Origin of the sequence: Arthrobacter sp. 7Tela_A1, from assembly GCF_049311065.1 — a bacterium.
In the GTDB taxonomy this organism is placed as follows: domain Bacteria; phylum Actinomycetota; class Actinomycetes; order Actinomycetales; family Micrococcaceae; genus Arthrobacter_B.
In genome coordinates, this window is the sequence record NZ_JAXIOO010000011.1 from 26,207 (window position 1) to 46,412 (window position 20,206).

The following is a 20,206-nucleotide window of genomic DNA, read 5'->3' on the forward strand; positions in this document are numbered from 1 at the left end:
CCCCCGGTTTGAACTGGATACGAGTGCTGCTGGGCCTGCGGCTGGCCTAGACGGCCTGCGGTCCAGGCCCGTAGTGGGCTGCAGGTTCCGGCGCCGGCGGCGGATCGTCCGCCGCAGACTGTGCGGCACGCATGGACGCTTCGCGGGCATCGCTGGCCATCTGCGCGTCGGATTCGAGCAGGATGGCCAATACGTTGTTGACCGCGTTCACGGCGTTCGAGGAGCGTCCGGCAATGTTGGTGAAGGCCGGGTTGATCAGCTTCTCTGTGAGGGCCCCCAGTTCCGCGGCCACCGGCTCAGCCATGCAGGCCGTGGCCAGCTCGCTGATCTTCTCCCCCACCGCGGTGAATTCCGCCTGGTATTCCTCCAGCAGCGGTGCTACCTGCTGGAGGACTCCGGACACTGCACCGGGGTTGACGTTGTAGCTCACCGGCTAGCCAATGTTCTGGACAGCGCTCCTGGCACGCGACCCGGCGCTGGTGGCGGTCTGGTCGTTGAGGTTCAGCGTCTGCTTGACCAGGGCAATGATGTTGCGGGTCTCGTTGGCGGCGTTGCGGAAGCGGTTTTCCACTGCCTGGTACTCCTCGGAGACACCGTCAGCCTGGAAATCGGACATGGCCGCGTTGACGGCCTTTTCACGCTCGCCAATCAGCGACTCAAGCCGGGCAACAATGCTCTGGATGTCCCCCTGCACGGCGGCAGAGGTGTCGGTGTCATAGCTCAAACGGTCCTGGGACATGGCAGTTCCTTTCGAAGAACGGGTGGGAAGGGGCTTAGCGCGAAGAACCGAAGCGGGCGGCGTCGAAGCTTGCCGCGCCTTGCTGCTGGGCCGCGTTGTCCGCCGATTCCTGGTCGCCCATCTGGAAGGAGCGGTCCATTTCGGACTGGCCCATGAGGATTGCCGAGAGCGAACTGTTCAGCTCATTGGCGATCTCATCCGTGCGGGCCTTGAATTCATCGAACCGCACCCGGCCCTGGCCGTTGAACTTGCCCTGCAGCGGAGTGACCGCCTCCATCAGGTTCCGGACCAGCTGGCCCAGGTCCTCGTTGGAGTGCCCCGTCTGCTGCGTCAGTGTTCCAAGGGTCGAGGACCCCATATCGAATTTCATGTCAAACCACCTTCGGCACCTGCGTGCCCTCGTCCGGTCAATCCCCCCGCTGCCGTCCGGGCCGGCGAGTGCCAAGCCGTTCCGCTGAGCGGTACCCCACCATCCAAGCGGTATACGGATTCCGAGGCAATGGGGAGAACTACCCATGTGGATAGCCTCCCCCCGGCGCGGGTTCCGGCCCGTGACCATGGCAGGATATGTAGCGTATCTGTAGTTGGGGGGAGGCACATCATCGCAAACGACTACGACAACCAGCTCATCGAGTCTGTGGCGGTCCGCCGGAACCGGCTGCTCACCGCATTGCTCTACGGCAACAACCCCAACGAGCGCCGCTGGGCGGACACCGTGAAGCTGTTCCTGTTCAGCATTGCCGTTGCGGCCCTGATCGCAGCGGTGTGCGTCGGTTATTCCTTCGTTACGAACCTGCTGGAGCAGAACCGGGCCAAGCAGGAACAGCAGCAGCAAAACAGCGCAGGCGCGATTGGCGGGGTGCACGACGGCGGTACGGCCCTTGCCTCCGCCCCCTTCCTAAGCATCGAGACAGGAGCCTGGCAGCCATGGCGCATGCCTATACACGGGTGACACTGGTTGGCCGGCAGCGCCATCTGGATTTGCTGCTGCCCTCGGACCAGCCGGTGGCAGCCCTCATGCCCCAGGTCCTGGAACTGCTGGGCGACGAGCCCTCCGCTGATGTCGCCGCGAAGGTCCTGGTTGCCCCCGACGGCACGGAGCTCGCTCCAAGCGACAGCCTGGCAATAGCCGACATCCTGGACGGGACATCGCTGCAGCTCTGCAACGCTTCCGAGGCTCCCCCGGCCCCGATTGTCTACGACGTTACGGACCTGGTTGTCGCTGAAACCGAAGCAGTGCGCGGACGGTGGAGCCAGCACTGGAAAAACGCCTGTGCAGGAGTATTCGCTGCCGTGGGTCTCTGGACCGGAGCCGAGCTGCTGCTTGAGGCGCTTGCCCCGGGCTGGGCCTGGTGGCTCCTTGCCGCTCTTTCACTCCTGACCAGCGGTGCAGGGGTCCTCCTGGCCCGGCGGAGCCCCGGCTCTCCCGTGGGGCTGGCTGCGCTGGGGGCGGCATGGCTCGTCGGCCTGGGCTCCTCCCTTCACGTCGCCGGGATCCTGGGCGGAGTCGGGACTGAGGACTACGGACGTGCCGGCCTGATCCTCGCCGGGGCAACAGTCGTGGCACTGATGGCCCTGGGAGCAGCAAAGCGTCAGCCCAAAGCCATGTACACCGGTGCGCTTGTGAGCGTTTTGGCAGCGGCGGGCTGGAGTGCGGCCGTCGCCGCCACCGGCAGCGCGGTCCAGGCTTCCGCTTTGGCCGGGATCGCCAGCGTGCTGCTGCTCGGGCTGCTTCCCGGCCTGGCGCTGGCAGCCTCCGGTCTCGCTGCCCTCGATGACCAGCGCGCCAAGGGCGGCCAGGTGGGGCGCCCCGATGCCCTGGACGCCGTCGCCTCCGCACATAGCGGGCTCGCTGTCGGCGCCGCTGTCACCGCTGCCTCCGCTGCCCTGGCGTTCTGGCTGCTGGGCACGGACAGCGAACAGCAGGCCTGGTCGCTGCCGCTCCTCTGCGTCCTCACACTGGCAGTGTTCCTGCGTGCCCGGGCTTTCCCGCTGGCACCGGAACGGCTGGCGCTGTACGCCGCCACCGCCGTCGGACTCGCCGCCCTGATGGCGGGCAGCAGCCGCTGGTTCGCCGGCCAGCCCTGGGTTACCGGTGCGCTGGTCCTGGTATTGGCCGCAGCCGTATGGATTGCACTGTCCCTGAACCTGCCAGACCACACCCAGGCAAGGTTCCGCCTGGCCGCCAAGCGGCTGGAAACCCTGGCAATTCTCGCCTCCGTTCCCCTGGCGGCAGGCATGTTCGGTATCTTCGCCCAACTGCTGGAGAGCTTCTAGATGACATCCATGGATCCCAGCGGAGGCTTCGGCGCACCAGGTCCGGTCTCCGGCGACGGTTTCGAGTCCACGCCGCAGCGTCTGCGGCGCACCCTGCGCACCCGGCCGGCGGAAGGGCCCGGACGCCGGTTCCTGGCCCAGGCCGCCGATATGTTCCGGGGTGACGACTACCCCCAGTCGCTGGCCGAAGCTGCTGCCGGCGTGCAGCAGCCGGTTACCACCGGCCGGCGGATCGCCGTCGTCGGTTTCCGCGGCGGCGCCGGCCGGACCACTGCTGCGGCCCTGCTGGCACGCACCTGCGCCTCACTGCGTGCTGATGGCGCGGCGGCCGTGGATCTCGCGGAGGCAGGAACGCTGGCCCTACGGCTCGCTGCGCCGGCTGCCCCTGCGCTGGACGACATTGCAGGGCGCCTCGGCCGCACCATCCCCGGGTCGCTGGCTGAGGTGCGCGGCTATGTCACCTCCCCCGGCCCGGAGAACCTGCTGGTCACCGGGAGGCGGTCCCCCGCCTCCGCGCAGACCGCCACGGACGACGACGTCCTTCACCTTTCCCGGGTGCTCTCGCGCTATTGCCCGGTCACCCTGTTCGACTGCCCGCCCGGCTTGGGGCCGGAGGCGGTGCGCTGGGCACTGGCAGAGTCCCATCTGGCCCTTTTCGTGACCCCTGCCAGCGTCGCGGGGCTGGACGATGCAGCACACGCCGCGCAGCTGTGGCGTGCCAACCCGGCCCTGGCACAGGTTCCCCTGCTCGTGCTGCTGACCAGGACTGCGGCGCACAGCCCCCTGCGTCCCGCCGCGGAAGCCCGGCGCCTGCGGCGCGCCGGCGTGGAAACGGCCGTACTGGACTACGACGCCCATTTGGCTGCCGGCGTCGAGATCCAGCCCCGTCTGCTCTCCCGGGCCGCCCGGCTGCAGGCCGCGGAGCTCTCTGCCCGCGTGCTTTCCGCTGCGTCCGCAGCTCCCGGCATGCCGGCCAGGCGGGCGGCATCGCGGCAGGCCGAAAGCGGGACCGGGCGAAGGGCGCGGGTATGAGCATCAGACTGCTCCACCGACCCGCGCGGACCACCCCTCCCGCCCGCAGCATGGAAGCCTTCACCCTGGATGCCCCGCCGCAGATCGAGGGCGGCAAGGGCGGCATGAACATGATGTCCCTGGTGCCTCTCCTCGGCGCCGGGGTTTCCATGACTGTCATGATGCTGTTCCGGGGTTCGCCGCTCGCCGCGGTGGGTGCCTTGATGATGATTGTGACCATCCTGGCCTCGATCGTGATGATGGTCAGCCAGCGCGGCAAGCAGGGCAGGGCTCGCCGGGAACAGCGGGAGAACTACCTCGAGTACCTGGAGCGCTGCCGCCGGACCCTGCGGGCTGAGGAACAGAGCGCCGCCGCCGTCGCACGCGCAGCCAACCCGCCGCCGGATGCCCTCTTCGACATCATCCGGAACCACCGCCGGCTCTGGGAACGCCGCCGCCACAACGAGGACTTCCTGCACACCCGGATCGGCACCGGAACGCGGCACAATCGGGAAATCACCGTCCTCGATTCAGGATCCGCCCTGGCCCGGGAAGACACGTTCATGGCCACCGAACTGCAGATCCTCAAGCGCCGGTACGAGGCGAGCCCGGACTTGCCCGTCACCGTGCCCCTCGACGGCGCCGGAACCGTCAGCGTGGTCGGTTCCCGTGCATTCGTGCTTCAGGTCTCGCGCCTCCTCCTGCTGCAGTCCGCAGCCTTCTCGTCCCCCGAAGACCTGCACCTGGCCCTGGTGTCCGGGGAAGAATCCCGCAGCGACTGGGAGTGGGCCACCTGGCTGCCGCACTTGGCAGACCAGGACAAAACCCACCGCACCGGACCGGTGCGCCGTGTGGCTCCGGACATGGAATCGATGGCGGACCTGGTCCAGGACGACCTGGTCCGGCGGTCAAACATGGCAGCCGAAGCCCGCAGGAACTTCCTGCGCGGCGGCATAGGGTCGGCCCTGCCCAGGCTGCTGGTGGTCTCGGACAGCTACGGCCTGCTGCCGGCAGAGCTGCCGCTGCCGGACCGGCAGGCGTCCCCGGGCCAGCTGGGCATCACCACGGTCTACCTCGTCGAGGACCGGGGACAGGAACCCGGCGAGGTTTCTGTGCGTATCTCCGAAACCGAGACCGGTTTCCTGCTGGAGAACTTCCGGGCGGACCCGGTAAAACCCCGGATCGATTCCGGCGTCCTCGACTCACTCCCGGTGGCACTGGCGGAGTCATTGGCCCGGTCGATGGCACCGCTGCGGCTCTCACCAGATTCCCTGGAACACGAAACCTCCGGCAGCTCCGAGGGCTTCCTGGACATGCTTGGCCTTTCCCCGGCCCTGGATGAAGCCGATATCCGCCGTCTCTGGCAGCCGCGCAGCGACGTGGATTTCCTGCGGGTTCCGCTCGGCGCGGACGACCGCGGCCGTCCGGCACTGCTCGACCTGAAGGAATCTGCCCAGTTCGGCCACGGGCCGCACGGGCTCTGTGTCGGTGCCACCGGTTCCGGCAAGTCCGAGATGCTGCGGTCCCTGGTGGTCGGGCTGCTGGCCACCCATCCGCCCGAGCTCCTCGCGATGGTGCTGGTGGACTACAAGGGCGGCGCCACGTTCGCTCCCTTCGCCGACGCTCCGCAGGTCACCGGCGTGATCACCAACCTCTCCGACGACGTCAGCCTCATCGAGCGGGTCTATGCCAGCCTGTCCGGCGAAATCCAGCGCCGGCAGGAAGTCCTCAAGGACGCCGGCAATCTGGCCAACATCACCGATTACCAGCTGCACCGGCAGCACCGCCTGGCCCAGGGCGCGGACGCTGCGCCCCTGCCGCACCTGGTGGTCATCATCGACGAGTTCGGCGAACTGCTCACTGCACGGCCCGACTTCATTGAGCTGTTCCTCTCCATCGGCCGGATTGGCCGTTCAATCGGCGTCCATCTGCTGCTCTCCAGCCAGCGCATTGAAGGCGGGAAGCTGCGGGGCCTGGATACCTACCTCTCCTACCGGATCGGGCTGCGCACCCTCTCCGAATCCGAGTCGCGCACCGTGCTGGACACCCCGGATGCTTTCCACCTGCCACCGGTTCCCGGCTTCGGCTACCTCAAGGTGGACACCACCACCTACACGCGGTTCAAGGCCGGCTATGTTTCCGGTCCACTGGAGGACGCTGCACCGCCGGAGCCGGAGGAGGCAGACGTACTGCCCGTGCTCGAAGTCCCGCGTTATGCGGCCGCACTCGAGCCCGCAGCCAACGCGCAGGGAGCCGCGGCGGCGTCGACGTCGTCCTCCAAACGCACCACCGGACCCACTGTGCTCTCCACCCTGATGGAGACCCTCTCCCGGTTCCCCCGCGCGGTGGACCCGATCTGGCTCCCGCCGCTGCCGCGCGGCCTGGCGCTGGACACTGCAGCCGGCGGGGTGCTGACGACCAGCCAGGGCCTGCGGCTGAATGCCGGAGGCAACCTCTCCATCCCGGTGGGACTCCTGGACGACCCCGCCAAGCAGTGGCAGGGAATCTGGAACCTGGACCTCTCCGCCAACGGAGGCAACGCCGCGATCGTCGGCGGACCGTCAACCGGCAAGAGCACCGCACTGCGCACCATTGTCGCTTCGCTGGCGCTGACCCACACGCCGTCGGAAGTGGGAATCTACGCCGTGGACCTGCTCGGCAGCTCGCTGCTGCCGCTGGAGGGCCTGCCGCATGTGGGCGGGGTGGCGGTTCGCACCAACCGCGAAGTGGTCCGCCGGACGGTGGACGAAATCCTCGCCATGCTGACCCTCCGCGAGCGGATCTTCGAGAAATACCAGATCGACTCGCTGTCCACGCTCCGCTCGCTCTCTGCACAGGGCCGCATCCCGGAACTTCCCAGCGCGGACATCGTGCTGGTCCTGGACGGTTACGGGCAGCTCTCGGATGAGTTCGAAGACATTGAAAAGTCTGTCCACTCCCTCATCTCCCGCGGCGGAGGCTACGGCATCCACGTGGTGGTCACCTGCTCGCGCATGAACGAGATCCGCATTGCCCAGCAGAGTTTCTTTGGCAACCGGATCGAGCTGAGGCTCGCAGACCCGGGAGAGTCCGCCCACGGCCGCAAGCTCGCAGAGGCGCTCAGCCCCGGCACGCCCGGCCGTGCCCTGACAGACCGGAAACTGCAGGGACACTTTGCGCTCCCCCGGATCGACGGGGACCCGGACGAGGGCTCAGCCATCCAGGGAACACGCAACCTGGTGGCCGCAGTCGCCGCCTCCACTGACGGGCGTGCCATGGCAGTGCGCGTCCTGCCCTCCACCGCACCGGCTGACCCCGCGGCGGTTCCCACCGTGCAGGGCCTGGTTCCGCTGGGCCTGCGCGAGACAGACCTGGGGACGGAGAACCTGGACCTGCAGGGCCGCGAGCACCACCTGGTGGTCATGGGCGATGATGCCTCGGGCAAGTCCAACGTGCTGAAAACCATGATCCGCACCCTGGCCGCCCAGCACAGCGCCGACGAGATTGTGTTCGCGGTCTTTGATCCGCGCAGGGCCCTGGCCGGCGAAGTGCAGGAGGATTACCTGGGCGGATACGCGACCAGCGCGGCACTCGCCGAGAAGCTGGCAGCCGCCGTTGCCTCGGAACTGGAGAAGCGCGTCGGCGCGTCCCCCGAAGAAGTAGCGGCATCCCCGCGCGTAGTCCTGGTTGTCGACGACTACGACGTCCTGACCGCCGGCGGGTCCTCACCGCTGGCACGGCTCACCCCGTACCTGCCCCTGGCGCCGGAAATTGGGCTGCACGCTGTGCTCTCCCGGCGGGTACGCGGTGCCAGCCGGGGCATGTACGAACCGTTCTTCACCGCCCTGCGGGACTCCGGCAGCGCCGCGCTGATCCTCTCCGGTGACCGGACCGAGGGCGGACTGATTAACGGCGTCCGTGCGCGGTCGCTTCCGCCGGGCCGTGCGCAGCTCATCCAGCCCGGACGCCCGGTGCAAATGCTGCAGCTCTTCCTCAATGACGCGGCCACGGCAGCGTCCGTGGGGAGCGTCCGGTGAGCTACCGGTGGACAGTCCTCAGCACGGAAGAACCCACCCGCCGGGTGATCGTGGAATCCCTGCTGGAAACGATGCCCGACAAAAGCATGCGTGAGGCCGCCGAAGGCCAGGTCATCGAAATCGTCGACGGTGAGCGGGTCCCCGTGGCTGTCGAACTCCCCCGGCTGATCCAGGTTCCCGGCGAAGTCCTTCGGCTCGGCAAAGGAGCAAACGTCAGCGCCCCGGCCGGCTCCGGGGTCCCGGCGTTCTTCACCGCCGAGGGATCCGGGTCTGCTGAGCCGCTGTGGTGGCTCGACGTGTACGCGACCGGCGGCGCGCACGACGGCGCCGCCCTGGCCGATGCCCTCTGCCACGCAGTTGCGCGGCGCACCCGCGGCGTCGTTCTGCTCCCGGAAGGAGCCGGAGGCTGATGCACGAGTCCGCCTATGATTTCCTGACACCGGCGACGGCCTTGGTCTTCTGTGACCAGCCAGTAGTGAGCCTGAGCCCCTGGCTTGCCCGTGCCCACGCCGGAGCGGTGCGGTCCGGGCGCCGTTTCGTGGTCCTGACTCCTTCCGCATCCTCGATTACGCTGCCGCTCTCGGCCATGCTGGACGGGCACTCTGCGGCGTGGATGGCGACGTCGTCCGACGGCGGATTCTACGACGCCGTGAGCGGGCGGAGGCATGGATGGGACGGTGCCGAACTGCGGCCCGGCGACGGCGTCGCTGCCGGGTTCCTGTCCGCAGAACGCGTCCAAAGCGCCTACTTCCATGTCCGGGCCAGCGTGTTCCACCCGGCATCCCGCGCCACACAGGCGGGGGCTTTTGCGTCCCGCGTCTTTGAGGCGGCCACCGGATCGCCGCCCGTGGGCTGGGGCCTGTATGAACCGGTCAGCGAGCTCTGGGACGCGGCAGCCTTTTCCGAGCACTGCTACCGCCGCTCGCCGGGCACTACCCGGGCGGTGATCACCGGTTCCGCGCCGGGCAGGGCAGGCGGTCCGGCGACGGCGGCCGGAAGTACCGCCGTCGTGACCGTCGAACGCACCCGTTCGGGTGTGGTGGAAACGGTGGAGCTCCTCGCTGAGGCGGAGGCACCCCTGACCGATGCCGGACTTGATGCCTTCCTGGCGGCCATGCACGGTGCCCGGGCACGCACCGCCGTGCTGGCTTACGGGCTGGGATACCGCGATCTGGCCCGGCCTGCACGCTTCACGGGAACCGCAGTGCCCGGTTGCGCCCTGTTCGGTCCGGAGGCGCTGGCGGGCAGGTCTGCACAGTCCGCGCTGGCGCTGGCCGGCTCACGCGCAGGGCTTCTGGGCACCGCCCCGGCACAGTCCCTCGGGGTGCGGTATGCGCCCGAACCTGTTGCGGGCGAACCCCATCCGCTCGAAGCCTACGGGCAGCTGCTCCTTGAGCTGGGCGGGTCCCCCGCCTAGCCGACTGTGAAGTGCCGGTCCCCGAAGTAGACGGTGCTTCCCGCGGGGGCGAGCACGGGACTGTGTGCCTGCAGGGCCGTATGCCGTCCGTCCGGCGCCACGACGGAGCTGCCGTTGGTCGAGTTCCGGTCCGTGACCCAGAGGCCGGACGCGGCGTCTGCCTGCAGGTGCAGGTGGGTCTTGGAGACCGAACGTCCCATGTCCGCGAAGTCAATCAGCTTATCGACGCTCTCGCCGATCGCCGCTGCGGGATTACGTCCCAGCAGCGCGGTACCCGTGATGCGTACCGCGGCGCCGTCGTCGAAGGTGAGCAGAAGCGCCGCGCCGCCCTTCGGACGGGAGACGACGCGGGTCATTTCGATATCCAGCTCGTCGTCCGCCGGGGCAGGAGCCGGAGCTGGTGCCGCTGCTGGTGCTGGTGCCGCTGCGTGGCGGGCCGGCACTCCGGGCACCTGGCTGATGGGCCGGGGAGCGTCCTCGGGCTGCGGCACCCAGCCGGTCCGTACGGGCGCCGGACCGGCCGTGCCGGGTGCGGGCGGGGACGGGAGGCTGGCGCCGATGCGCCCCGCCAGCCCTACCCCCGGAGCCGCCGGAGCGCCCGCTGACGGAACGGATGCAGCGGACAGCTCGGGGAACGCCTCCCGGCCCGCTTCCGGTGTCTGCCTCGTTCCTGGGACGGACGGCTTTTCCGGTGGCGCCGCGGACGTTCCGCTGGTCCAGCGGCCGCCGGTGAGCAGCGGATCGCGCCCCGCCCGGACATCCACCATGAGGGTATGTGCAGCCTTGTCGTGCCAGCCCTGCCTGCGGTGCGGGTGGTCCCACAGGTTGGACACTGTGAGGATCCACGGACCCGCCACCGTCACCCCGGAGGCCAGCAGGATCAGGTTGCGTACCAGCACGGCTGCGAAGCCCGGCGCATGGCCGTCCTCGCCCACGGTCCGCAGGCCCAGCAGCCGGTTTCCGGGAGTCTGCCCGCTGCCTGCTTCCCACAGCAGGATCCACAGGAGGTAGGCCACGGCGGCAACCGGCAACAGCAGCAATGCCAGGTGTCCGGGGATCATCAAGGCCAGCAGGACGAGCACCAGAAGGGGAACGCTGTCCACCGCCCGGGCGGCGATCCGCTGCCCGGCAGTAGCGTTCACGAGATTTGGGTTTGTTGCCATGACCTTCCAGTTCCAGATTTCCAGCTTTGTCGCTTGCCTCACTCTGAGCCGCGCCGGAACGCGGCCTTGCCGCTAGCCGTCGGTTTCTTCGCTCATCTGTTCGAGCAGGCCCAGGTCTGCTGCGGTCACCAGCTGGGACGTCACGGCATGCTCCACCAGCCTGGCACGCCGGTTCACGGCCAGTTTTCCCGGTCCGCCCCGAAGCCCGGCTACGCCTACCCGGTCGAGCTTGTCGCAGACGTTGTCCAGCTTCCTGTTGAACCTGGTCTGCGACCATCCCAGCCGCGCCGCAGCGTCGGCGGAGGAAGGCAGCGAGCTGTAACCCGTACCGTCCCGCCGGAGCAGCGGTTCGGCCAGCGCTACGATCACGGCGCGCTGCGACGGTGTGAAGACTACCGGCCCAATAGTGGTTTCTCCCGATCCCGACCCATCCAGGGGGTCATGACGGAACGCGGGGGTCAACAGATGGACGTCGAACTCGTAGGTGGTGGGTCCGGCGGTGAAAATCACCCGGGTCTGTTCGAAAACCAGTGGAATCCTGGCCCCGGGAGCGACCCATGCCTGCATCCCCCCGGTGGAATCGGAAATGGTCGCGGAGATGCGGCTGCCGATGTTGGTCAGCCACCAGATGGAATTCTCCTGCGCGATGGTCAGGAACTGCCGGTGAAGGTAGGGGTTGTCGTCGATCGCGAGGTCTCCCTCACGCCCGATGCGGAACACCGACCCGTCCTCGGGTTCGTACCACTCCCCGCTGAAGTCAATCGTCAGATCCCCCAAGATCCATCTCCTTCTTACGACGCCGGTCCCCGGTCCGTCTCATCGGACCAGCCTTGGAGCAACGCACGCAGGTGCTCCCCCGAGCTCATTATGTCGCATAATCCGCCCGCCTACGGCCCGCAGGATGACAGCTCCCCGTGATGGAAGCCTGCGGGGGTCATGGGGTGCAGGCCGCTGCCGGTTCAGAGGCACGGCCGTTGGCCCTGGCCACCTGGACTTCGATGCAGGTCTGCGCTCCGCCGGAGGGAAGGACTGCCTCTGTTTCCCCTGTCCGGACCAGTTCGCCCCGGCTGGTGGCGGTCACAGTGCGCCAGAGATAGATGTCGCCGTCCTGCGGTTGGGGATTGGTCCAGGTAAACACCGCTTCTCCCGCTTCCTGGGTTCCGCTCAGCGCTGTGGGAGGAGCAACGGCGCCTTCCAACCCTCCCAGGGCGTTCGACGGCGGCTGGGTCGGAACCGGCACAGCTTCCCGCCGCGGCGAGTCCTGGGGCAGGAGCAGCGCCAGCAGGACCACGGCCAGCGCGACGGCGGCGCCAATGCCTGCCAGCAGGCGGCGCCGCCTCCCCGGGGCAGCGTCCGGAACGGTTTCGGGTCCACTGTCCTTGCGGCTGTCGTTGCGGTGGAGACTTTCCGGCACACCGGCGCTAACCGGTGTAGCGCGAAACTCACCTGGAGCAGGAGCAGGAGCCTGAGCCGCTGCTGCGGGTGCCGGGTGCCGCTCGCGCAGAACCGTGCCAGCCTGCCCTGTATCCGAATCCGGACCGGAGTGCGGCCCGCGCGGGAGCAGGCGGTGGCCTGCACGGAGAGTCGGCGGGAAGGTGGTCGCCGACGGGTCGATGGACACGATCTGGCGTACCCGGGTCCGCTCGCCGTCGTCCTCTTCGTCTGCCTTCTGCCGTCCTGCGTCCTCGAGTACAGCGAATTCAGTCACTGCAAGATTTAGCTCCGCCTGGGTCCGCTGCAGGGCCAGGGCAAAGGCATACGCGGAGGAGTACCGCGACTCCGGGGACTTGGCCATGGCCGTCGCGAGGGCAAGCTCAAGTGACTCCGGTACGTCCGCACGTCCGGTGGGACGCAGTGGCTCGGAAATGATGCGGTCCACCAGGTCCCGCTGGGTATTGCCCTGGCCGGGCCGCACAAAGGGCGAGCGTCCTGCCAGCAGCGTGTACAGCGTGGCGCCCAGCGCGTAGATGTCGGCGCGGACCCCGTCCACCCTGGCACCGGAGAGGGCCTCGGGCGGCGACCACGGGATGGACATTCCCACGTGGCCTTCGTCCTCGGTGTCCATGGTTCCCGAGATGCCGAAGTCGGTAAGGGCCGGACGGTTGTAATCAGTGGTCAGGATGTTGCCGGGTTTAATGTCCCGATGCGCGATCCCTGCCCGGTGGGCCGTTTCTACGGCAGAGGCTACCTGGATGCCGACGGCGAGGACCTCAGCCAGCGGCAGCCCGCCCTGCCGGTAACGTGCATCGAGGCTGGGGCGGGAGCAGTACTCCATGGCCAGGTAAGAGCGGCCTTCCGCCGTGGTGTCCGCTTCATAGATCGTGACGATGTACGGGTGGCTGGAGAGCTGCGCCATGAGGTTTGCTTCAGCTTCGAAGCTGGCCCGGGACGTGTCTTCACGCAGGTCCGAAAGCAGCACTTTGACGGCGACGCGGCGGCGCGGGCGGTCCTGCTCGTAAAGGTACACGTCGGCAAAGCCGCCCGATCCCAGGTGTTCCAGGAAACGGAATCCCGGGATGCTGGGCGGCGGCGCGGGCGGCCGTTTGGTCATGCCAGTCCCTCGAAGCGGATGGAGACGTTGTCACCCAGCTCGGCCACGTCGCCGTCGAGCAGGATGGCTGCTTCGCCCTGCGCCAGGCGGCGCGGAAGCTGCCCCTCCCTAACCAGCACGGTGCCGTTGGTCGAGAACAGGTCCCGGAGCATGACGTGCCAGCCTTCCAGCCTGATCTCCGCATGGGAGCGGGAGATGTCCCCGCTGTCGCTGGGCACCTGCACCATCTTGGGCAGGACTGCTCCCTGCACGCGGGACGCTGACGGCTGCCTGCCGATGACGAAGTTCCGGTCCAGCTCATAAACAGCACCTGTGGAGAGGCGCATGACGCCCAGGCTCGGCCGGGGAGCCGGTGCCGGTTCACCGGAGAGTTCCCGGCCGCAGTCCTGGCAGAGGCCGGCCGTCGGAGGGTTCACATGCCCCTGGGGACAGGTTCGGGCCAGCACCGTGGGGCCGCTCTCTTTGGCTGCGGCGGACGGCTGGTCACCGGAAGCGGCTGGTGCTGAACGGATCGTCTCTCCGTCATCGGCTGCTTCGTCGCCGGGAAGCTGATCCACCCGCGGTGTCCCGGGGACTGCTGTCCCGGGCTGGGGGGTGAATCCCAGAACGGTGTCGCCGTCATGGTCTTCAAGGACGGGGGGCAGCGTCTCCGTTGGTGCCCCTTCCTCTGCCTGCGGGGCCGGAGTCTGGATCGGGGTTTCCTGGGGCGCAACCGGTTCGGGTGGTTCAGCGGCAGGCGGCGGCGTGAGTTTCAGCCAGGGAACGGCCGCGCTAAGATCCGGCGCGCCGGATGCAGGTTCCGCCTGTGCGGGAGGAACCGGGGGTGCCGCAGGGACTGCAGGCGGTACAGCAACAGCAGGCGTCGGAGCGGCTACGGGTACCGGAGCCTGAGGACGTACAGCAGCAGCCGGAGCCGGTGCGGGTGCCTGGACCGCCGGAACACGCGGTCCAGTGCCTGCTGCAGGGGATTCCATGGCAGCCGCGTCGAGATCGAGTTCAATCCGGGATACGGCAGCCATGCCCTCACGCAGCCTGAGCAGGGGCAGTCGGGTATTGGCGGCGTCGTCCTGCGGAACCGGGGTAAGCACAGCCAGTCCTGCCGCCGGCAGGACCTGTTCGCTCCAGGTGCGCAGGTGGGCTCCTGTGGCTGCCGGTCCGTCCTGGCCGGCGATGCTCAGTTCAAGCGGTCCACGCAGCAGAACATTGACCTGGCCATCCACGGAAAGCAGCGCAAACGGCGGAAGCTGGCTGAGCGGACTCTCAGCGAGGGCTCCGGTGACTGTCTGGAAGACGCCGTCCAGGGACGGCCCGGAGGACAGTGCCGACCACAGTTCATCGACGCGTTCCTGGCTGGTCTGCGGCGGAAGCAGGACCAGGCGGGAGTCATGGACCAGTGCGATCCAGGCACCGGGACGGTACCGCAGCCCTTCCATCACTGACCGTTTTCAGCCGTTTCCGGCACGTGCTTCTCCGGCTGGCCCGGGCGTTCCGCTCCACCCGCTGTCGGGAACGTCTCCCGGGTAATGCCCGGAAGGGTGGTGGCCCCGGAGTCCGGGGTCCCGTCGCTCGATTCGGCGTCGACCACCAGCACCGTCACGTTATCCCGGCCGCCGGCGCGCAGCGCAGCCTGCACCAGGGCGGCGCAGGCGTCCTGGGGATTGCTGACCGAGGAAAGGATCTGGAAGATGTGGCCGTCGCTGACTTCGCCCGTCAGCCCGTCCGAGCAGACCATGAGCCTGTCCCCCGGCTCAACCGGGATCAGCCAGAAGTCAGCCTCGGTGTCATTGCCTGTTCCGAGTGCCCGGGTGACAACATGCCGCCGCGGGTGGACCAGCGCCTCATCCGGGGTGATCTGTCCCAGGTCGACCAGTTCCTGGACCTCGCTGTGATCCACGGTGATCTGCTCCAGCACGCCCCTGGACACCCGGTAGGTTCGGGAGTCGCCCACGTTGAACACCAGCCAATACGGCTGGGAGTCTTCCTGGACCAGGACGGCACCGGTCAGCGTGGTTCCCGCGCGGCCTCCGGTGGCTTCCCGAATCTGGCGGTCTGCCTTGGCCAGAAGTTCTTCGATCTCGGCAGCGGGAACCTGGGGCAGGTGCTCTCCCACGATCCGGGAATCTCCGAGGGTCCGCACGCAGATGCTGCTGGCCACCTCCCCCGCTTCATGGCCGCCCATACCGTCAGCTACAGCGAAAATGGGGTCCGCCGCGATCAGGGAGTCCTCATTAAGCTCTCGCCGCAGGCCGCGGTCCGAGGCGTAGCCGAACACTGCTTGGAGTTCCAGGGCCTCAGATGTCGTTTCGTCGGAATTCATTCATGCCCTATCCGGAAGCTGCTTGTCTTGGTGTTACTGCAGTGATCTGTCCTGCCTGTCCACTTCATTACCCTAACGGACCCCGCGGACCTTGAGCACCGCTCGCTCGGCGGGTCGCGGCAGCCGCTGCTCCCCGCAACCGCGCGCGCAGCGGGACACGTCCTTCGAGACGGCGGTCCAGGCGCAGCGAGCGCAGCGAGAACCTGGCGCGCTGGCGCTGCCAGAACCCCAGTCTCCCGGTGAGCTCACGGCGCAGGCTGTCAACGTCCTGCCAGTAGCCTTCCACTTCAGCCTCGGAGGGGTCCCCCGGCCCGAAGATACCTGCATCTGCCCGCCGTGCCAGCGCCGCCGCGCTAAGGGCGCCCGCTGGAAAAGCTTCCGCCAGGACTGCTGCGTCCTGCCGGCGGGTCCGCCGCGCGGTGATCACCACGCCGAGGTCGGCGGCGGAACTGAGCACCTCCCGCCACCCTCCGGCCAGCCGCGCAGGCGTGGCTCCCCGGGTGCGCCGGCGCCTGGCCCGGCGGCTCTTGAGGGCAAGGATCAGCAGGAACGGACCGAAGAGCAGCACCAGCGGTACCGATGCCAGTGCCACGATGCGGAGCACCCCGGAAACGGCCTCCCACAGGTCCTCATCCTTTTCCTCGGCATCCTGCGGATCGGCTGTCGCGTCCGGGGGCAGCTCCGCGGGTTCCTGCGGCGGGGGCGGCGGCTGCAGCACCTGGGGTTTGGGCGTGGATTTCGGCTGCTGCTGCGGCGGCACCGGCTCGTTGTCCTCATCCGGTGTCGGGAAGAAAGGCACCCAGCCGACGCGTTCGAATTCCACTTCCACCCAGGCATGCACGTCGTCGCCGGTGATGCCGATCTTGGCAGGGGCAGAATCCAGCTCGTCCCAGTCCGGATAGAAGCCCATCACAACCCGGGCCGGGATCCCCAGTTTGCGCGCCATCAGCGCCATGGCCACTGCGTACTGCTCGTCGTCGCCGACCATCTGCTCCGCATCAAGCAACCCCGTCATCCGGGCCGCGCCGTGCCCCGGCAGGGACGGTGTCTGCCCGTCCTTGCCGTTGCTGAAGTACCCTTCGGTGGCGAGGATCTGCTGCAGCCGCCTGACCCGTTCAACCGGGGTGCTTTCCTCCCCGGCGAATTCAGCGGCCTTCGCCGCCACGATCGGAGGATCCTCCTGGACCCGGGGAAGCACCGAGTTGGCGAACCCGTACTGGGCCAGCTGCGCGTCGTCGTACTCTTCCGGGAAGAAGACGCCGGTCTCATAGCTGTCCCCGGCACGCACACCGGCCGTCGTCAGCAGTGTCTGGGAACCTGCATCGTAAAAGAGGCCGCCGGCGATCTGCCTGCTCCTCTCCCCTTCGGTGCGCAGTGCCTTGATCTCGCCTGCGCCCGGCACCCAGACCCCGGCGTAGTCCTCGATGGAGAACTTCAGCGTGGCCTCGGTTCCACGGGCATCCGTTCCGGCTGCACCGGCCAGCGCGCCGGCGTCCCCCACCCGCGCATACCCGCCGGCGGCCTGCGGACTCACGTTGTAAACGACGCCGTCGTACGCGTCCATGACCGCCAGGCGGACCCGCTGTCCCTGCGGAAGGCCTTCCACAGTGAAGAGCGTGGTATCCGCGTTGTCTTTGACGTAGCGGCGGAAATCCGTGAGTGGACTGGGGAAATCGAACAATTCAACCGGCGGTTCGACGACGTCGCGGAGCACCTTGCGCTCAGCATCGGCCCCGAGCAGCGGAGAGAGGGCCAGTGACACGGCGGCGGCACCGGCCAGGACGGCGGCACCGTACGCGCTGCGCCGAAGCCGGGCCGCGCGGGCGGGCGCGGAATCCAGGGCAGCTGTCCGTGACCCGCCCCGGGCCTGGGCAGCGCGCCGGTAGGAAAGGAGGGCCAGCAGCCCGCCCCCGAGAATCAGCGCCCGCGCTGCAGGAAAGGGCGCGTCCGGAGTGCCGAACGCGATTCCAGCAGCAAAAAGCACCAGCACGGGCAGGGCCGGCCAGTAGGGCCCCCGGACCCGCCAGGACAGCAATCCGGCGGCCAGTGCGCACAGGAGTCCCAGGAGGAAAGGAACCACCAGCATTCCGCCGGCACTTCCCACCGGTGCCGCGACAGTCAGGAGGTCTTTCCACGCGAAGACAACCCCGGACACCAGCACCCTGAGCGAGTCAAGGGTGGGCAGGATCCCGGCGGCAGCTTCAACCGGTGCAGCCAGCGCACTTCCGAGCAGCAGGTACGTGCCGGCGGTGGCCCCCGCAGTAGTCCAGGGGCCCCAGCGGCGCAGCGTGGAAGCCCCGGCGAGCAGCAGCCCCAGCACGATCCCGCCGATGCCGGCGATGAGGTACCGGGGACCCGAGCCGAACGTTGGACCCAGTCCCATGACACCCGGAATGAGCAGCAGGACCAGGGCGCACGCTTCGAGGACGGGTCGGAGCGGGACGGTTTGCCTGGCCGGCGCAGTTCCCTGCCGGCGCCTCGGCCGGCGGTCAGCATCGACGCTCATGCGGTGCCCTTCCGGATCAGGGCGGGCAGATCATCCAAAGCGCCGCAGGTGAGGACGGTGAGGTCGGCAATTTCCCGGCGCCCGGGAGCTTCCCCTTCACCGCACCGCACGGCAAGGCAGCGGATGCCCGGGGCAATGGCGGCAGCTGCTGACCGCAGCACCGAGGCGCTCACGGCCGTACCGGTCACGAGAATGACCACCGAAGCGTTGGGAACGCTGTCCGAGGTGAGGGCAGCCAGTTCGCGGGTGCCCTCCCGGCGTTCGCTTCCTTCGAACCGGGTCAGCCCGTCCAGCAGGATTCGGCCGCTGCCGCTGCGGATCTGTCCATCGTGGCTGAGCACCGTCAGGTCCCGCTGCTCACGGATGGCCTGCAGACCCAGCGATCCGGCGACCGAGACCGCCAGTTCCAGGTCCTCATCGCTGCCGTAGTCAGCGGTGTTGCCGGACAGCGCCACGGCCAGATGGGATCTGCGGGTTTCCTCGAACTGCCGGACCATCAGGGTCCCGGTCCGCGCGGTGGTTTTCCAGTGGATATGGCGCCGGTCATCACCGGGAACGTACTCACGCAAGGCGTGGAAGGCGACGTCTGCGGTGGAAAGCTCCCGGGTCGGCAGGCCTTCCAGGTCCTTGATGAAGCCGGTGGCCGATCCCTGCAGGCCCACGGTGCGGGGATGGACGAACAGGTCTACCGGGTCGGTCCAGGCCAGGCGCCGGCCCATCAGCCCAAAAGGATCCCGCCGGACGGATTCCACCGGACCCACCACGATCATGGCCCGCCGCTGGGTGGGGATCCGGAACAGCTCTTCATGCTCATCGCCGGGGGCCATGCGCGGCAGTTCAAAGACGGCGGTTGCCGCACCGACGGGCAGTTCCAGCGTCGCGGGGAGCAGTATCCGCGCTCCCGGGTTGCCAATGGTCAGCGAGCCGACGGCGTCGTCCCCCACCGCAACACGGGTGCGGGCCAGATCCAGCCGCACCGCATAGGACTGCCGTCCGACGATGAAGGCCACGGCCGCAACCAGGACAAGGGTCAGGAGGGCCGCGGCAATGAGCAGTTCCCGCCAGCCGAGCATTCCGCCCGCTGCCCAAAAGACGGCGGCCAGTGCCGCGGCCGACCAGCCCAGCGGTGTCATACTGCCTGCTGCGGCGGCTGCCCGGGGCCACCACCGCCGGCGGGCTGCGTCCAGGAGGTGCACCGCGGATGCCCTAGACGGCAACGCGCTGCTGCGGAGCTGCAATGGAGGCAACGACCTTCTCCAGCACCGCCGATGCGGTGGCACCGGCGAACTCGGCCTCCGGGTCCATGACCAGGCGGTGGGTGAAGACACTCGGGGCCAGCGCGATGACGTCATCCGGCAGCACGAAGTTCCGGCCCTCGGAGGCCGCACGGACCTTTGCGGCGCGGACCATGGCCAGGGCGCCGCGGACGCTGACGCCCAGCCGGGTTTCGGGAGCCTCCCGCGTGGCCGCAGTCAGGCGCGCGATGTATTCCAGCACTGAGGTATCGGTGTGCACTGTGGCGGCCAGGTCTGCCATGTCCCGCACGGCTTCGGAGGTGATCACGGCGGACAGCGCGGCGGACCGGTCCCGGGTGGCGGCACCGGCAAGCAGTTCAACGGTCGCGGCGTGGTCCGGGTAGCCCATGGAGGTCTTGACCAGGAAGCGGTCCAGCTGGGCTTCGGGCAGGCGGTAGGTGCCGGCCTGCTCAATCGGGTTCTGCGTGGCGATCACCATGAACGGGCGTTCCTGCGTGTACGTCGTTCCGTCCACGGTGACCCGGGATTCCTCCATGACCTCCAGCAGTGCGGACTGTGTCTTGGGTGAAGCGCGGTTGATCTCGTCGGCCAGCACCACGTTGGCGAAGATCGGTCCGCGGTGGAACTCGAATGCCTGGGTCTTCTGGTCATAGATCGTGATGCCCGTGACGTCGGAGGGCAGCAGGTCAGGGGTGAACTGGATCCGGGACGTGGTTCCCTGCACGGTGGCCGCCAGCGCACGCGCCAGCATGGTCTTGCCCGTTCCGGGCGCGTCCTCCAGCAGCACATGCCCTTCGGCGAGCATCGAGATGATGATCAGGCGCACGGCCTCCGGCTTGCCGAGGACGGCCCGGCCAACGTTCGTCAGGATCTGGGCAAACGTCTCGGCGAACCAGGACGCCTGTTCTTCGGTCATGGACATGGTGGTGTTTCCCCCAAGTAGTGCGTGGTTG

General features: G+C 68.4%; 17 protein-coding genes. 6 read left to right on the forward strand and 11 right to left on the reverse strand.

The genetic code is table 11. The features are described from left to right. Positions 1-46: 46 nt before the first annotated feature. The 3 genes from TVB01_RS06830 to TVB01_RS06840 are packed head-to-tail and all read right to left on the reverse strand — an operon-like array spanning position 47 to position 1,109. On the reverse strand, positions 47-430 hold the full coding sequence (locus TVB01_RS06830) for a DUF6507 family protein (protein WP_422455161.1): 384 nt from the start codon (positions 428-430) through the stop codon (positions 47-49). A gap of 3 nt (positions 431-433) precedes the next feature. Further along, positions 434-739 (reverse strand): pore-forming ESAT-6 family protein, encoded by a 306-nt coding sequence (locus TVB01_RS06835; RefSeq protein ID WP_227894922.1) that lies wholly within the window; start codon positions 737-739, stop codon positions 434-436. A 34-nt stretch (positions 740-773) separates the two neighbouring features. Continuing rightward, positions 774-1,109 (reverse strand): hypothetical protein, encoded by a 336-nt coding sequence (locus tag TVB01_RS06840; protein WP_227894924.1) that lies wholly within the window; start codon positions 1,107-1,109, stop codon positions 774-776. 147 nt (positions 1,110-1,256) lie between these two features. On the opposite strand from TVB01_RS06840, the gene TVB01_RS06845 reads away from it, so the two are divergent. The 6 genes from TVB01_RS06845 to TVB01_RS06870 are packed head-to-tail and all read left to right on the forward strand — an operon-like array spanning position 1,257 to position 9,460. Next, positions 1,257-1,691 carry a hypothetical protein gene (locus tag TVB01_RS06845; protein WP_422455162.1) on the forward strand — a complete coding sequence of 145 codons (435 nt, stop codon included), beginning with the start codon at positions 1,257-1,259 and terminating at the stop codon, positions 1,689-1,691. After that, a complete protein-coding gene (gene eccD, locus TVB01_RS06850) occupies positions 1,667-3,016 on the forward strand; it encodes a type VII secretion integral membrane protein EccD (RefSeq protein ID WP_422455163.1) in 1,350 nt (449 codons plus the stop codon). Before TVB01_RS06845 ends, eccD begins: the two co-directional genes overlap by 25 nt. Beyond that, the gene (locus TVB01_RS06855; RefSeq protein ID WP_422455164.1) at positions 3,017-4,048 is read left to right on the forward strand and encodes a hypothetical protein; all 1,032 of its coding nucleotides are present in this window, start codon (positions 3,017-3,019) and stop codon (positions 4,046-4,048) included. It abuts the gene before it with no gap. Then, the gene (gene eccCa, locus TVB01_RS06860) at positions 4,045-8,043 is read left to right on the forward strand and encodes a type VII secretion protein EccCa (protein ID WP_422455165.1); all 3,999 of its coding nucleotides are present in this window, start codon (positions 4,045-4,047) and stop codon (positions 8,041-8,043) included. The genes TVB01_RS06855 and eccCa overlap by 4 nt, the downstream gene beginning before the upstream one ends. After that, entirely contained in the window at positions 8,040-8,453 is a 414-nt protein-coding gene (locus TVB01_RS06865; protein WP_422455166.1) for a hypothetical protein, read from the forward strand. Before eccCa ends, TVB01_RS06865 begins: the two co-directional genes overlap by 4 nt. Next, positions 8,453-9,460, forward strand: a complete 1,008-nt coding sequence (locus TVB01_RS06870; protein ID WP_422455167.1) for a DUF6177 family protein — start codon at positions 8,453-8,455, stop codon at positions 9,458-9,460. The genes TVB01_RS06865 and TVB01_RS06870 overlap by 1 nt, the downstream gene beginning before the upstream one ends. Here the strand turns inward: TVB01_RS06870 and TVB01_RS06875 are convergent. The 8 genes from TVB01_RS06875 to TVB01_RS06910 all read right to left on the reverse strand — a co-directional run bounded on the left by TVB01_RS06875 (position 9,457) and on the right by TVB01_RS06910 (position 20,175). Next, positions 9,457-10,623, reverse strand: a complete 1,167-nt coding sequence (locus TVB01_RS06875) for an RDD family protein (RefSeq protein WP_422455168.1) — start codon at positions 10,621-10,623, stop codon at positions 9,457-9,459. The two genes, TVB01_RS06870 and TVB01_RS06875, sit on opposite strands and share 4 nt — an antisense overlap. A 72-nt stretch (positions 10,624-10,695) precedes the next feature. After that, entirely contained in the window at positions 10,696-11,400 is a 705-nt protein-coding gene (locus tag TVB01_RS06880; protein WP_422455169.1) for a hypothetical protein, read from the reverse strand. Between the two features lie 157 nt (positions 11,401-11,557). Beyond that, positions 11,558-13,174 (reverse strand): serine/threonine-protein kinase, encoded by a 1,617-nt coding sequence (locus TVB01_RS06885; protein ID WP_422455170.1) that lies wholly within the window; start codon positions 13,172-13,174, stop codon positions 11,558-11,560. After that, positions 13,171-14,607 (reverse strand): FHA domain-containing protein, encoded by a 1,437-nt coding sequence (locus tag TVB01_RS06890; protein ID WP_422455207.1) that lies wholly within the window; start codon positions 14,605-14,607, stop codon positions 13,171-13,173. Before TVB01_RS06890 ends, TVB01_RS06885 begins: the two co-directional genes overlap by 4 nt. After that, a complete protein-coding gene (locus TVB01_RS06895) occupies positions 14,607-15,491 on the reverse strand; it encodes a PP2C family protein-serine/threonine phosphatase (protein WP_422455171.1) in 885 nt (294 codons plus the stop codon). Before TVB01_RS06895 ends, TVB01_RS06890 begins: the two co-directional genes overlap by 1 nt. 67 nt (positions 15,492-15,558) lie before the next feature. Continuing rightward, entirely contained in the window at positions 15,559-17,997 is a 2,439-nt protein-coding gene (locus TVB01_RS06900) for a transglutaminase-like domain-containing protein (protein ID WP_422455172.1), read from the reverse strand. Beyond that, positions 17,994-19,130 carry a DUF58 domain-containing protein gene (locus tag TVB01_RS06905; RefSeq protein WP_422455173.1) on the reverse strand — a complete coding sequence of 379 codons (1,137 nt, stop codon included), beginning with the start codon at positions 19,128-19,130 and terminating at the stop codon, positions 17,994-17,996. The genes TVB01_RS06900 and TVB01_RS06905 overlap by 4 nt, the downstream gene beginning before the upstream one ends. A 73-nt stretch (positions 19,131-19,203) precedes the next feature. Then, positions 19,204-20,175, reverse strand: coding sequence for an AAA family ATPase (locus tag TVB01_RS06910; protein ID WP_422455174.1), 972 nt, complete (start codon positions 20,173-20,175; stop codon positions 19,204-19,206). Positions 20,176-20,206 lie beyond the last annotated feature (31 nt).

Bases quoted from the DNA above. Each gene is read 5' to 3' on its own strand.
- TVB01_RS06835 (WP_227894922.1), bottom strand. From the start codon at position 739: ATGTCCCAGGACCGTTTGAGCTATGACACCGACACCTCTGCCGCCGTG.
- TVB01_RS06840 (WP_227894924.1), bottom strand. From the start codon at position 1,109: ATGAAATTCGATATGGGGTCCTCGACCCTTGGAACACTGACGCAGCAG.
- eccD (WP_422455163.1), top strand. From the start codon at position 1,667: ATGGCGCATGCCTATACACGGGTGACACTGGTTGGCCGGCAGCGCCAT.
- TVB01_RS06855 (WP_422455164.1), top strand. From the start codon at position 3,017: ATGACATCCATGGATCCCAGCGGAGGCTTCGGCGCACCAGGTCCGGTC.
- eccCa (WP_422455165.1), top strand. From the start codon at position 4,045: ATGAGCATCAGACTGCTCCACCGACCCGCGCGGACCACCCCTCCCGCC.
- TVB01_RS06870 (WP_422455167.1), top strand. From the start codon at position 8,453: ATGCACGAGTCCGCCTATGATTTCCTGACACCGGCGACGGCCTTGGTC.
- TVB01_RS06875 (WP_422455168.1), bottom strand. From the start codon at position 10,623: ATGGCAACAAACCCAAATCTCGTGAACGCTACTGCCGGGCAGCGGATC.
- TVB01_RS06885 (WP_422455170.1), bottom strand. From the start codon at position 13,174: ATGACCAAACGGCCGCCCGCGCCGCCGCCCAGCATCCCGGGATTCCGT.
- TVB01_RS06890 (WP_422455207.1), bottom strand. From the start codon at position 14,607: ATGGAAGGGCTGCGGTACCGTCCCGGTGCCTGGATCGCACTGGTCCAT.
- TVB01_RS06895 (WP_422455171.1), bottom strand. From the start codon at position 15,491: ATGAATTCCGACGAAACGACATCTGAGGCCCTGGAACTCCAAGCAGTG.
- TVB01_RS06900 (WP_422455172.1), bottom strand. From the start codon at position 17,997: ATGAGCGTCGATGCTGACCGCCGGCCGAGGCGCCGGCAGGGAACTGCG.
- TVB01_RS06905 (WP_422455173.1), bottom strand. From the start codon at position 19,130: ATGACACCGCTGGGCTGGTCGGCCGCGGCACTGGCCGCCGTCTTTTGG.
- TVB01_RS06910 (WP_422455174.1), bottom strand. From the start codon at position 20,175: ATGTCCATGACCGAAGAACAGGCGTCCTGGTTCGCCGAGACGTTTGCC.